Here is a 12358-nt window from a genome sequence, read left to right as displayed (position 1 = left end):
TCAACGGGACCGGCAACGAGCTCGCCAACCTCCTCGTCGGCAACGACGGCGACAACCGCCTCGACGGCGGAGCCGGGGACGACACCCTCGTCGGCGGCGCCGGCAAGGACACGTTCGCGTTCACGGCGGGCCAGGGCGGCCACGACCGGATCGACGACTTCCGCTTCGGCGAGGACATGCTGCTCCTCAAGGGCTACGCCCCCGCGCAGGTCACCCTGACCGACGGCGCGGCCGGCACCACGCTGCACATGCAGAACGAGACCGTCGACCTGCTCGGCGTCCACCTCGACGCCCTCGGCAAGGACTGGATCAAGTTCGCCTGACGAGGCGCGGTGCCGCCCGGCGGCCCACCGAGGCCGTCACCGCCACCGGACGGCGAGACCGTCGGGGCGACCTCTCGGTCGCCCCGACTTCCCTGCCCTCACCCGCGGGCCGAGACGGTCTCCGGTATGCGGCGGACGGTCTCGCGTCGAATGACGCTCTCGCGCAACGCCGCCGCGCCAGGCCCGGTCTCGACGCGGGCCGCCGCATGGCCCGCCTCGCACTCGCCGTTCGACATGTACGTGTCGAACGGCTTCAGCACGTCGCGAAACAGCCCACCGACGCCGAGGGCGTCCGTGATTTCATGGAGCAGCATGACGGTTGATCCGGATAAGGGGTGTGGGCCGTGGATCGCACGGGCCCGGTCTGCCCGGATGACGGGCGAGGGCTCGATCCGTTCCAGCGCTCACGGAAACGTTGCCTGCCGATGCTGCCGTCGCCGGTATCACCGCGGGCGCGCAAGCGCCGGGACCCGGCGGCGGTCGTCGCTCAGTCGCGGCAGGGTGTTCCTGTCGGCGCTCAGAGTCGGTCCGATGTCTCGACGTCGCGCCATGGCGACCCTGCAGCCTCGATGTCGGGCGCGACGGACCAGGACCTGACCTGAACGGCACAGCTTGCAAAGGGCGGGGCAATCCAACCCCGGGCGGCATGGGCCCGAAAGGCTGGAGCGGGTGAAGGGAATCGAACCCTCGTATTCAGCTTGGAAGGCTGCTGCTCTACCATTGAGCTACACCCGCGGCCGCCGCTGAGGTAGCACGGCGGATCCGGTTTGAGAAGCGCGGCGGCCAAGGGAATTCCGGCTCCCGACCGCGTCGCGCGCCCCTACTCCACCACCAGCTTGTAGGGCTGGCCGGCGCGCAGGGGGCCGCCCTTGTCGAGGCCGTTGAGGACCTGGAAGCGTTCGAGCGGGCGGTCGACCGCCGTCATGCGCTGGGCCAGGCTCTCGGCGGTGTCGCCGGGGGCGGCGGTGACGATCTGGATGCGCAGGGGCTTGAGGCTGCGCGCCTCGTCCGGCGTCACCAGGGCGATGCTGGACAGCCAGCGGCCGAAGGCCGGCTCCGGGTCGGTGGTGCCCTTGGCGGCCATGATCATCCGGAAGGTGTTGGTGCCGACCCGGATCGCCGCGAGGCGGAAGAACCACTCCTTCCCCTTCGAGACCGCGGTGACGGTCGGGAAACCGTTCACGATCCGGTTCTCGATGCTGCCGGTCTCGATCGCGTCGCTCCAGGTCGCCTTCAGCACCTCCTCGAGCCCCTGGCCGGCATTGGTCTCGACGGCGTCGAACAGGAGGCGGCGGGAGCCGTCCGGCGTGGTGCCGAGTACGGCGCGCGCGGTGTTGTCGAGCCCGAACCCGTCCGGCGCCTCGAAGGCGACGCCGAGGCGCGGGTGGATGAACCGGCGGCCGCGGATCAGGCCGTCGGCCGGGTTGTCGCCATAGGCGATGCCGTCGATCGCCGCGAGGTAGCGGTTGCGGTCGTCGGTGCCGAGGCCCGGGGCGCCGATGCGGCGGGCGGCCTGGGTCACCTGGGTGATGCGCTCGGGCGTGCTCGGATGGGTCGCCAGCATGTCGGGCTCGGCGTTGAGCCCGCCCCCGGCGCGGAGCGCCGTGGTGCGGTTGAGCGCGGTGAGGAAGCGGGCGGCGCCGAACGGGTCGTAGCCCGCGCGGGCGAGCGTGCGCACGCCGGTCTGGTCGGCCTCGAATTCCTGGCTCCGCGAGAAGCGCGCCAGCACGAACCGGGACTGGTCCTGCAGCAGGGCGCCGGTCGCCGGATCATTGAGCACGTCCGCCACGACCTTGCTGACGAGCTCGGAGCGCAGCGCCATCTCGGTCCGCGCGCTGGCATGGCGCAGGGTCACGTGGGCGATCTCGTGCGCCAGCACCGCGGCGAGCTCCGAGGTGTCGTCGGCGAGGGCCAGCAGGCCGCGGGTGACGTAGATCCGCCCCGTCGGCAGCGCGAAGGCGTTCACCACCGGCGAATCGAGCAGCGTCACCGCGTAGGTCTCGTCCGGGCGCTCGGTCGCCTTGACCAGGCGGTCGGTGACGTCGCTGACGAGGCGGAACGCCGAAGGCGCCCGGTACTCGCCGCCGAACGAGGCGACGAGCTTGGCGTGATCGGCATCGTTGGCCGGCCGGTCGCGCCCGGTGGTGCGCGGCGCCTCCGCCGGCACGACGGCCGCCACCGGCGCCAGCGCCCCGGTCTGGTCCGCGGTGCAGGCGGCGACGAGCAGGGCGAGCGCCGTCGCAGGTCCTGCGACCGCCGCCTGCCCGGCCGGGTTCGTTCGCGTGAAAAGCCACCCCATGGCGTCAGCGCCGCGGCGCCTGCTCCTCGTCCAGCATCTCGATCATCTCGGCCGCGCCGACATCCAGGGTCGGCCCGCGCCAGAGCTCGACGATGCCGCGAGCCCGCACGCGCCGCCCCCGAAGCGCAGCCACAGAGAAACCACGTTCGAGCATGGTCCGCCAAGTGCGTTTCGACACCGTGACCGTCGCACCCTCAGTCCCGAAAGGGGCGAAGTTGAGGTAGGTGCGCCGCGCGCGCTCGCCGACGTTGCGGACGCGGCCCTCCACGACCACAAATCGACCGGCCAAACCGGCGAGACGCGCGCCCTCCTCGGCCGGCACCGGCGGCGCCCCGGCCCAGAGGCCGCGGCCGGCGCGCCGCGCCGTCTCCTCGATCGCCAGGAGGCCCGGGCGGCACAGGCTGTCGCCCTCCCCGGCATCGACCGGCACGAGTCCCATCGCGACCAGCCCGCCCGCGAGGTCGACCGGCGAATCGTCACCGACGGCGTCCTGCGTCACGGCATCGAGGGTGATTCGGCCCCAGCGGTCGGCCTCCGGCGCCTCGCGGGTGGAGAGCGCCCGCCCGACGAGGCGCGACAGCCACGCCCGCGCCGCTTCGGCCGCCGCCGGGTCGTCGGGCCAGCGCACGCCGTCGAGGCGGGCCCGCCGGCCGGAGGCGAGGACGAGCTCGCCCCGGGCGGCGACCGATTCGAGCCGGTCCTGTCCGGAGACCCGCCCCCGGCAGGCCGGCGGCTCGCGCCCGCGCGGGGCCGCCGCCTGCGCGGCGCCGGCGAGGAGCAACAGGAGACCGGCCATCCCTCCCCGCATGATTCGACCGCCCGCTCCTGGTGGATGCCCGCCCCGTGGCGCGCGCGGCGAGGTTGGCGGAAGCCGGCCGGGATGGTAAGAGGCTCGCCGTGGGTCTCCGTAGCTCAGCTGGACAGAGCACAGGTTTCCTAGGTTCAAATTGGGCGTCGCGCCGGGAAACCGCGCGGCGGATCCGCTCAAAGTCGGGGAAAGCGTCGAGCCGCCTTGGCCTCACGCCGATCCCGAGCCAAGCCCGGACCGCCAGGCCGGGAAGGTGTAGAGACTAGACGGGCGGCACCTAAGGGCATGCAGGTGGACCTGCGGGCCTACGGTGAAGGGATAGTCCAGACCACGAACGCCTCGCGGCGGCGGCGAAAGCCGAAGTGGTATGAAACCTGGGGTCGCAGGTTCGAGCCCTGCCGGGGACGCCACATCCCGCCAAGCCGTCGTGCCGGCTGAGAGTCTGCTGAAATCGGTGCCTTGCGGGCTGCCGGTCCTGCTATCGGTTGGTGCAGACGGGCCATGGGCCTGTTGAACGACATCCTGCGAGACAGGCACGGCACCTGCTATTTCCGGCGGGTGATCCCGGCCGAGCTGTGTCCCTTCATGCCCGCCTCGTAGAGCGGGCAGGCCAGCCTTCGGATCAAGGACCCGGCTGCCGCCAACCGAACTCACGCCCGCCCCCTCCCCCGCTGCGTGGCAGACTTCGAGGACGCCGAGAAGATCAAGCGCGAGGGTCCGGCACGGCCCGGAATGAGGCAGTGGGCCGCTCTCTCCACGGTGGCGGAGATCGAAGTGGACTTCCTCTTCGGGTTCACGGGGCGGAACTGCTCGAAGGCACTCCGCGGCAAGTTTCAGGGCGGTATCCCATGCGACCTCGTCAACGTCCCCGCGTCTAGGAGAGGCTGCTTCCAAACGCTCGGGATAAGGTGCTTGCCTTGGTCAAGCTGCACGAGGATGAGACCTCGGCGGCCTTCAAGCTTTACAAGCCCGACGCCTAGCCCTCCCCCGGGCCTGCACTCACCACCAGCCTCCGTGCGCGTCGCTTATCCCGAAGGTCCCACCCGCAGCGATCTCTCCCCCTGCACCCCGGGCCCATCAGGTCTGCGCCGGCTCGGTGGCAGCTTGGTGCCCGCGGCTCCTTCGGGTGCAGGGCTGTCGTCTCTTCGCCCTAGCCCTCATGCCGCTTCCAAACCCTGGATCAGCAGTCCTAACTGTTAACCCGATAGAGGCGCTATACCTTGCCCATGAGTTTGGATTATGGTCAAGTTCGGGGTCAGGATAATCATAAATCATGCTTCCAAATAAAATAGATAATTTGCGTATCGATCTTGAAGAAATCGCGCCTGGAGAGTTTGTAATATTTGCGCATTTTCAGAATAGAAAGATTGCTAGTTTATATCTCAAAGGGGGTCGGCAATATGCTATCGACTGCCTAGAGCTGGCCAGACGGCGCATCTTGTTGACTGTCACCGGAGAGGATGTGGGTGATCTAGGCGAAAAGGTATCGCTGGAACTCGTACGCCTGAGTGCAAACGACTCATAGCTTGCAAGTAAGTTGGTATCGCCTCAATTCTCCCACCGCGCCAGGACCGCCTCTGCCTCCCGTCGGGTTCCCTTTATGCGATAGACCGTCTGCCTGCGATGAACCGTCTGCCGGCCGAGGTCGGTTGCGATGGCGACCTCCGAGACCCCGTACCCCTGGTCTACGCCCTTGCACGGCCTCGAACTGTTCCCGGGTGAAGCTGGGCTTCATCAGTGGCCTGCGCCTGGACCTGTGTCCCGGCTGCCATGACGCCGATCAGGCATCCCTCGTGGATTGCGGCACCGGGTCACACGATCTGTGTACGGAGTCGAGTCCGCAGAGCATTGCTTCATAAGCAAGATTTCAGCCGGACGTCGCTCCCTGGCGGAAAACCACGCATCGCCAAGTCGTTGTTCGGGGTGACATCCTGCCGAGAACCGGCGGGCTGGCACCCTCCGGTCGTGCGTCGGTGGCTGCCTTCGCATCGTGCTTGAAGAGCGAATCGCAGCGCGGCAGGTACCGCACCTGCCATTTTGGTCCCGCCTTCCAGCTGATGCAGGTCCCTGGATGCCTCTCATGGCGCGGGCCAGGCGCTCAAATGCAAGACCTGAGGACGGGGAGTTCTGACGGCCGCCCCGCGATCTCACGCCGCCGGTGCGCAGCCGCGAGCGGGAGGCGCGACAGATGTGCCGTGCTCGATGTGCCTCACCTGCGTCCCGTGCGGGACGGCCGGTATCGCTTGGCTCGCATTGGCCATGTCCGGTCGTCCGGCTTGGGCTCCCTGCCGGTAAACCAAGTTTTCGCATGCAAACGTCTTTTTTAATTGTCCACAGCCAAAGCTCGTGTTTTGCAGGATCTAAGTTCGCGTAAATAGCCGACAATAGATCATAAAATTACTTATCTGGCATTTGGTTGTGCAATAAAACAGATTATTACACAAGAGGACGGCAGTGGGATATTTATAATATAAAATAAAAAAATTGATTATCAATTTCATTTTTGGATAATATACTTTCAGATTTCGCGCAGAGGAACTTAGAGCGCGGGGTGTCGAGTCCGAGTCGGTGGCGGCCGCGGCATAGCCGAGCGTTCTGTCATACGTTGCGTGCGGGGTCTCGGCGTGAGTTGTGGCCGCGATGGCCGCACCTGTGGTGCTGCCGCTCGTGGTTCCGGCTGCATCGGTCGTCGGCGCGCAGGCTCTGAAGGGCGCCGTCGTCCCTGCGCTCCTGGCGTGGCTCAGGGCCGGCGATCGGCATTTTGAACTCTACCGGGTGTGGGCGGCAGGCGGACAAAGCAGGCTGCCCCGCTCATCACGAGGCACCGGCCATCGACCTGACGACCGGCCCCTCACTCCTCGCCGAAATCGTCCTCCCCCTCGTTCCCCAATCCGTCCAGCACGTCCAGGCAGCCCTGTAGGATGTAGGCGGCCGCCAGCTTGTCGACGAGCGCGCCGCGGCGCGCCCGGGAGGCGTCGGCCTCCAGCAGGGTGCGGGTGACGGCGGCGGTCGACAGGCGCTCGTCCCAAAAGAGCACCGGCAGGGGCAGGATCGGCTTCAGGTTGCGCACGAAGGCGCGGGTCGATTGCACCCGGGGTCCCTCGCTGCCGTCCATGTTGAGAGGTAGGCCGATCACCAGCCCGCCGACGGCGTGCTTCGTGGCGATGGCCGCGAGCGCGGCGGCGTCGGGGGTGAACTTGACCCGCTTGATCGTCTCCAGCGGCGAGGCGATCCGGCGCTGCACGTCCGAGAGGGCGAGCCCGATGGTCTTGGTGCCAAGGTCGAGCCCGAGCAGGCGGGCGCCGCCGCGGGATTCGGCCGCGAAGGCTTCGATCGTCTCCCGGTTCACGGACGGCCTCCGCGCCTTAGGTAAGGGGTGCCGGCCCCGCCCCGATGCAGCGCCCGGGCGGTCGGCCGCCGATTCCCGTTCCGACAACATTTTTGCCCGGAGCTCGTCCGATGCGCATCACCTGGTTCGGCCATTCCGCCTTCCGCCTCGATTTCGGGTCCGCCCACGTGTTGATCGATCCGTTCTTCACCGGCAACCCGGCCTTCGAGGGCGACCGCAAGGCGGCGACCGAGGGCGCGACCCACATCCTGGTCACCCACGGCCACGGCGACCATGTCGGCGACACGGTCGAGATCGCCGCCGAGACCGGCGCCAAGGTCGTCACCAACTACGACCTGTGCATGTGGCTCGGCTCGAAGGGGGTCAAGCAGCTCGAGCCGATGAACACCGGCGGCACCGTCGATGTCGGCGGTTTCCGGGTCAGCCTGGTGCGGGCCGACCACTCGGCCGGGATGAGCGAGGCCGGGGTCACGGTGCCGCTCGGGCTGCCCAACGGCGTGATCGTGCGGGCCGAGGGCGAGCCGACCGTCTACCACATGGGCGACACCGACATCTTCGGCGACATGGCGCTGATCCAGGAGATCTACCGCCCCGACGTGCTGATGGTCCCGGTCGGCGACCGGTTCACCATGGGGGCCGACACGGCGGCGCTCGCGGTCAAGCGCTTCTTCCAGCCGAAGGCGGTTTTCCCCTGCCATTACGGCTCCTTCCCGATCGTCGATCAGAGCGCCGACCGGTTCGTCGCCGCCCTCGACGGCAGCGGCGTGCAGGTGGTCGTGCCCCACAAGGGCACCGCCGTCACGGTGCAGTAAGCCGCGTCCGCGGCCGCCCTCCCCCGGGGGCGGCCGGCCCCGATGCGGCGGGCGCCGTTAAGGTTAACGAAAGGTTGACGTGGCGGGACCGGACCGGTTGAGATTAACAAACCGTTAATCCGCCGTGTCCCCGCTTCGAGGTCGCCTTGGCCGCCGTCATCCTCCCCTTCGCGCTCTCCTCCGGTCCTCGTCCCGCGCAGGAGGCCGTCCCGCCGGCACGGGGCGCGATGACCCTCGATCTCGACGGGACGGTGAGCCCGCTGCGGGGCCCCCTGCCGGCGGCCAACGGGCGCTTCGGCGACGAGCCCGCCCAAGCCCGCCGGGTGCCCGCGGAGGCGATCCTCGCCATCGGCCGTCGCATCCGCCGGGCCGCCCCCACGCAGGCGACGGCGCCGGCCGTGGCGGCCGCCCGCTCCGGCATGCCGCGCAAGCACAAGCTGATGCTGCTCACCGCCGCCGCGATCCTGTATACCGGCAGCATGGAGGCGCGCCGGCACTTCAAGCCGCGGGCGGTGCTGATCGAGGTCCCGTCGACCCGGGCGCATGCCATCGCGGCCCTGCCGCTGCGGATGCCGGCCGCCTGAGGCCGGGTGCGCCCGTTGCGGCGGCGCGAAGCCCGGTGCTATAGCGCCGGGCGACCGGGACCCGTGCCCGGATAACGGAATTTCCCCCGAACGGAGTGCCCATGTCGGTCGACGCCAAGACGGTCCGGCGCATCGCGCACCTGGCGCGGATCGCGGTCACCGACGAGGAGGTGGCCCCGCTCCAGGACGAGCTCAATGCCATCCTGTCCTTCGTCGAGCAGCTCGACGCGGTCGACGTGTCGGGCGTCGAGCCGATGACCTCGGTGACCCCGATGGCGATGAAGAGCCGCGAGGACGTGATCACCGATGGCGGCCACGCCCGCGAGATCGTCTTCAACGCGCCTTTGACCGAGGACAACTACTTCGTGGTGCCGAAGGTCGTCGAGTAACCCTCGGGCGTCCCCGCGAGATTCAGGCATCCAGGCGGCCCGCACGGGCCCGCGACAGGACGAAACGATCGTGACCACCAAGCCGGCAGAGCTGACCGACCTCACCCTGGCGCAGGCCCGCGACGGCCTGCGGGCGAAGGAGTTCTCCGCCCGCGAGCTGGCCCAGGCCCATATCGACGCGATCGAGAAGGCGCGCGTGCTGAACGCCTACCTGCTCGAGACCCCCGACCGGGCGCTCGCCATGGCCGACGTCGCCGACCAGAAGCTCGCCGCCGGCGAGGCCCGGCCCCTCGAGGGCCTGCCGCTCGGCATCAAGGACCTCTTCTGCACCCACGGGGTCACCACCACGGCGGCCTCGAAGATCCTCGAGGGCTTCCAGCCGCACTACGAATCCACCGTCACCCACAACCTGTGGCGCGACGGCGCGGTGATGCTCGGCAAGCTCAACCTCGACGAGTTCGCCATGGGCTCGTCGAACGAGACCAGCGCCTACGGCCCGGTGATCTCGCCCTGGCGGCGCAAGGGCCCCGACGGAACGGGTGACGAGACCAAGCTGGTGCCCGGCGGCTCGTCCGGCGGCTCGGCGGCGGCCGTCGCCGCCCGCCTCTGCCTGGGCGCCACCGCGACGGATACCGGCGGGTCGATCCGCCAGCCGGCGGCCTTCACCGGCACGGTCGGCATCAAGCCGACCTACGGCCGCTGCTCGCGCTGGGGCACCGTCGCCTTCGCGTCGTCCCTCGACCAGGCCGGGCCGATCGCCCGCACGGTGCGCGACACCGCGATCCTGCTCTCCTCGATGTCCGGCCACGACGACAAGGACACCACGTCCGTCAACCTGCCCGTGCCCGATTTCGAGGCGGCGGTGAATCGCGGCGTCAAGGGTCTGACCATCGGCATCCCGAAGGAGTACCGGGTCGAGGGCATGCCGGCCGAGATCGAGCGGCTGTGGCAGCAGGGCGCCGACTGGCTGCGCGCGGCCGGCGCCAAGGTGGTCGAGGTCTCGCTGCCGCACACCCAGTATGCGCTTCCGGCCTACTACATCGTGGCGCCGGCCGAGGCCTCGTCGAACCTCGCCCGCTACGACGGCGTCCGCTACGGGTTGCGCGTCCCGGGCAAGGACATCGCCGGGATGTACGAGGCGACCCGCGCCGCCGGCTTCGGCCGCGAGGTCAAGCGCCGGATCATGATCGGCACCTACGTGCTCTCGGCCGGCTACTACGACGCCTATTACGTCCGTGCCCAGAAGATCCGCTCGCTGATCAAGCGCGACTTCGAACAGGTCTACGCCTCGGGCGTCGACGCGATCCTCACCCCCACCACCCCGTCCTCCGCCTTCGGCTTCGGCGAGAAGGCCAAGGCCGATCCGGTCGAGATGTACCTCCTCGACGTGTTCACCGTGACGGTGAACATGGCCGGCCTGCCGGGCCTCGCGGTGCCGGCGGGCCTCGACGCGCAAGGCCTGCCCCTCGGCCTCCAGCTCATCGGCCGTCCCTTCGACGAGGAGACGCTGTTCGCCGCCGGTCAGGTGATCGAGGAGGCGGCGGGCCGCATCGCCCTGCCGCAGGCGTGGTGGGCGTGAACCACCCCACCGTCCCCTATTACCCGCCCGCCGTCTGGATCATGGCGGCGTTCGATCCGGTGCTGATCGGGCTCGCGCTCTATCTCGGCTGGAAGGCGGACCAGTTCGGCAAGGTCGTGCTCGTCGCGATCATCGCGCTGGTCGCCTCCGTGCTGGTGTCGTGGGTGCTGACCGGGATCGGCGTGCCGTGGCCGGCGCCGATCGGGCGCGAACTCCCGACCTTCTTTCCCGTCCGCACCGGCGCGGCGCTGATCTACGCGATCATCGGCTACTCCGCCCGGCGGGTGATCGCGCCGCGCGCTTGACGCGCTTGACCGGCCGGCACCACCCTTCCTACTAGGCGCGACCTACCCCTCTCCCGTGTGGGAGAGGGGCAGGGGTGAGGGTGACACGCTTCAGTGTAAATCGCCGAGCGTGGTGCTGGCAGCGGAACGGTTGGAGCTTGTCTCGGAACCGTCGCACCCTCACCCCCTGCCCCTCTCCCACGCGGGAGAGGGGGGAATCGCTTGAGAGACCTGACGCTCATGAACGCTCCCGTGAACCCCAAGAAGCTGATCAAGGGCGCGCTGGGCGACTGGGAGGTGGTGATCGGCATGGAGATCCATGCTCAGGTCACCAGCCGCTCGAAGCTGTTTTCCGGCGCGCCGACCGCCTTCGGGGCCGAGCCGAACGACAACGTCTCGCTGGTCGACGCCGCGATGCCCGGCATGCTGCCGGTGATCAACCGCGAATGCGTCGCGCAGGCCGTGCGCACGGGTCTGGGCCTCAAGGCGCAGATCAACCACCGTTCGGTGTTCGACCGGAAGAACTACTTCTACCCGGACCTGCCCCAGGGCTACCAGATCAGCCAGTACAAGAGCCCGATCGTCGGCGAGGGCGAGGTTCTGGTCGATCTGCCCGACGGCGAGAGCATCACGGTCGGGATCGAGCGCCTGCACCTCGAGCAGGATGCCGGCAAGTCGCTGCACGACCAGTCCCCCACCATGAGCTTCGTCGACCTCAACCGGTCGGGCGTGGCGCTGATGGAGATCGTCTCGAAGCCGGACCTGCGCTCGTCGGAGGAGGCCAAGGCCTACGTGACGAAGCTGCGCACCATCCTGCGCTACCTCGGCACCTGCGACGGCGACATGGAGAAGGGCAACCTGCGTGCCGACGTGAACGTCTCGGTGCGCAAGCCCGGCGAGCCCTTCGGCACCCGCTGCGAGATCAAGAACGTCAACTCGATCCGCTTCATCGGCCAGGCGATCGAGGTTGAGGCGCGGCGCCAGATCGCCATCATCGAGGATGGCGGCACGATCGACCAGGAAACCCGCCTGTTCGACCCGAACAAGGGCGAGACGCGGTCGATGCGCTCGAAGGAAGAGGCGCACGATTATCGCTACTTCCCCGATCCGGACCTGCTGCCGCTCGAATTCGACCAGGCCTTCGTGGACGGGCTCGCCGCCGGTCTGCCGGAGCTGCCCGACGCCAAGAAGGCCCGCTTCATCGACGCTTACGGCCTGTCGCCCTACGACGCGACGGTGCTTGTGGCCGAGCGCGCCTCCGCCGACTATTTCGAGGCGGTGGCCAAGGGCCGCGACGGCAAGATCGCGGCGAACTGGGTCATCAACGAGCTGTTCGGCCGCCTGAACAAGGAAGGCAAGTCGATCGAGGACAGCCCGGTCTCGGCCGACCAGCTCGGCGCGATCGTCGATCTCATCGGCGACAACACCATCTCGGGCAAGATCGCCAAGGACGTGTTCGAGATCGTCTGGAGCGAGGGCGGCGAGCCGCGCCAGATTGTCGAGAGCCGGGGCCTGCGCCAGGTCACCGATACCGGCGCGATCGAGGCGGCGATCGACCAGATCATCGCGGCCAACCCCGACAAGGTCGAGCAGGCCAAGGCCAAGCCCACCCTGCTCGGCTGGTTCGTCGGCCAGACCATGAAGGCCACCGGCGGCAAGGCCAACCCGGCGGCGGTGAACGCGCTGCTGAAGGCGAAGCTCGGGATCGAGTAGCAAAACCTCGACGGTTCCCGCTTGAACCCTCCCCCCCTCTGCGGGGGAGGGTGGCGAGCGGATGCGAGCGCAGCGGGACGAAGTCCCGCCGAGAGGGGCAGCGCGACGCTGATCCAGCGAGAGCTCTTCAGAACGGTTCAGTCAATTCTGGAGGCGGTGTCCCCTCTCCCGCCCCGCGCACGAGTGCTTCGCACTCGCCGCGGGGCACCCTCCCCCGC

10 protein-coding genes, 1 tRNA gene and 1 pseudogene are annotated in these 12358 nt (G+C 68.8%); 7 read left to right on the top strand and 5 right to left on the bottom strand.

Annotation, left to right across the window (positions count from 1 at the left end):
- Window positions 1–323 (top strand): annotated as a pseudogene (locus QR78_RS35035) (hypothetical protein); the annotation flags it as partial.
- A 98-nt stretch (window positions 324–421) separates the two neighbouring features.
- On the opposite strand, the gene QR78_RS20810 reads toward QR78_RS35035, so the two are convergent.
- The 5 genes from QR78_RS20810 to ruvX form a co-directional block, all read right to left on the bottom strand.
- Entirely contained in the window at window positions 422–637 is a 216-nt protein-coding gene (locus tag QR78_RS20810; RefSeq protein ID WP_048429486.1) for a hypothetical protein, read from the bottom strand.
- A gap of 347 nt (window positions 638–984) precedes the next feature.
- Window positions 985–1058, bottom strand: a tRNA-Gly gene (locus QR78_RS20805).
- Window positions 1059–1143: 85 nt separating this feature from the next.
- Complete coding sequence (locus QR78_RS20800) at window positions 1144–2622, bottom strand: M48 family metalloprotease (protein WP_048429485.1); 1479 nt, start codon at window positions 2620–2622, stop codon at window positions 1144–1146.
- 4 nt (window positions 2623–2626) lie between these two features.
- Window positions 2627–3430, bottom strand: coding sequence for a hypothetical protein (locus tag QR78_RS20795; RefSeq protein WP_048429484.1), 804 nt, complete (start codon window positions 3428–3430; stop codon window positions 2627–2629).
- A 2851-nt stretch (window positions 3431–6281) separates the two neighbouring features.
- Window positions 6282–6779 carry a Holliday junction resolvase RuvX gene (gene ruvX / locus QR78_RS20790; protein ID WP_048429483.1) on the bottom strand — a complete coding sequence of 166 codons (498 nt, stop codon included), beginning with the start codon at window positions 6777–6779 and terminating at the stop codon, window positions 6282–6284.
- Between the two features lie 110 nt (window positions 6780–6889).
- Between ruvX and QR78_RS20785 the strand changes: the two genes are divergently transcribed.
- The 6 genes from QR78_RS20785 to gatB all read left to right on the top strand — a co-directional run bounded on the left by QR78_RS20785 (window position 6890) and on the right by gatB (window position 12140).
- A complete protein-coding gene (locus QR78_RS20785) occupies window positions 6890–7591 on the top strand; it encodes a metal-dependent hydrolase (RefSeq protein ID WP_048429482.1) in 702 nt (233 codons plus the stop codon).
- A 146-nt stretch (window positions 7592–7737) separates the two neighbouring features.
- On the top strand, window positions 7738–8175 hold the full coding sequence (locus QR78_RS20780; RefSeq protein WP_125901112.1) for a hypothetical protein: 438 nt from the start codon (window positions 7738–7740) through the stop codon (window positions 8173–8175).
- A gap of 101 nt (window positions 8176–8276) precedes the next feature.
- On the top strand, window positions 8277–8564 hold the full coding sequence (gene gatC, locus QR78_RS20775; RefSeq protein WP_048429481.1) for an Asp-tRNA(Asn)/Glu-tRNA(Gln) amidotransferase subunit GatC: 288 nt from the start codon (window positions 8277–8279) through the stop codon (window positions 8562–8564).
- Between the two features lie 70 nt (window positions 8565–8634).
- Entirely contained in the window at window positions 8635–10143 is a 1509-nt protein-coding gene (gatA, locus tag QR78_RS20770) for an Asp-tRNA(Asn)/Glu-tRNA(Gln) amidotransferase subunit GatA (RefSeq protein WP_048429480.1), read from the top strand.
- A gap of 41 nt (window positions 10144–10184) precedes the next feature.
- On the top strand, window positions 10185–10448 hold the full coding sequence (locus QR78_RS20765; protein WP_048429488.1) for a hypothetical protein: 264 nt from the start codon (window positions 10185–10187) through the stop codon (window positions 10446–10448).
- 219 nt (window positions 10449–10667) lie between these two features.
- A complete protein-coding gene (gene gatB / locus QR78_RS20760; RefSeq protein WP_048429479.1) occupies window positions 10668–12140 on the top strand; it encodes an Asp-tRNA(Asn)/Glu-tRNA(Gln) amidotransferase subunit GatB in 1473 nt (490 codons plus the stop codon).
- Window positions 12141–12358: the final 218 nt, after the last annotated feature.

The sequence above is a fragment of the Methylobacterium indicum genome (assembly GCF_001043895.1).
GTDB lineage: Bacteria > Pseudomonadota > Alphaproteobacteria > Rhizobiales > Beijerinckiaceae > Methylobacterium > Methylobacterium indicum.
This window is presented reverse-complemented; position numbering and strand designations above follow the sequence as displayed.

Bases quoted from the DNA above. Each gene is read 5' to 3' on its own strand.
- gatB (WP_048429479.1), top strand. From the start codon at position 10,668: ATGAACGCTCCCGTGAACCCCAAGAAGCTGATCAAGGGCGCGCTGGGC.
- QR78_RS20800 (WP_048429485.1), bottom strand. From the start codon at position 2,622: ATGGGGTGGCTTTTCACGCGAACGAACCCGGCCGGGCAGGCGGCGGTC.
- QR78_RS20765 (WP_048429488.1), top strand. From the start codon at position 10,185: ATGGCGGCGTTCGATCCGGTGCTGATCGGGCTCGCGCTCTATCTCGGC.
- QR78_RS20785 (WP_048429482.1), top strand. From the start codon at position 6,890: ATGCGCATCACCTGGTTCGGCCATTCCGCCTTCCGCCTCGATTTCGGG.
- QR78_RS20810 (WP_048429486.1), bottom strand. From the start codon at position 637: ATGCTGCTCCATGAAATCACGGACGCCCTCGGCGTCGGTGGGCTGTTT.
- gatC (WP_048429481.1), top strand. From the start codon at position 8,277: ATGTCGGTCGACGCCAAGACGGTCCGGCGCATCGCGCACCTGGCGCGG.
- QR78_RS20795 (WP_048429484.1), bottom strand. From the start codon at position 3,430: ATGCGGGGAGGGATGGCCGGTCTCCTGTTGCTCCTCGCCGGCGCCGCG.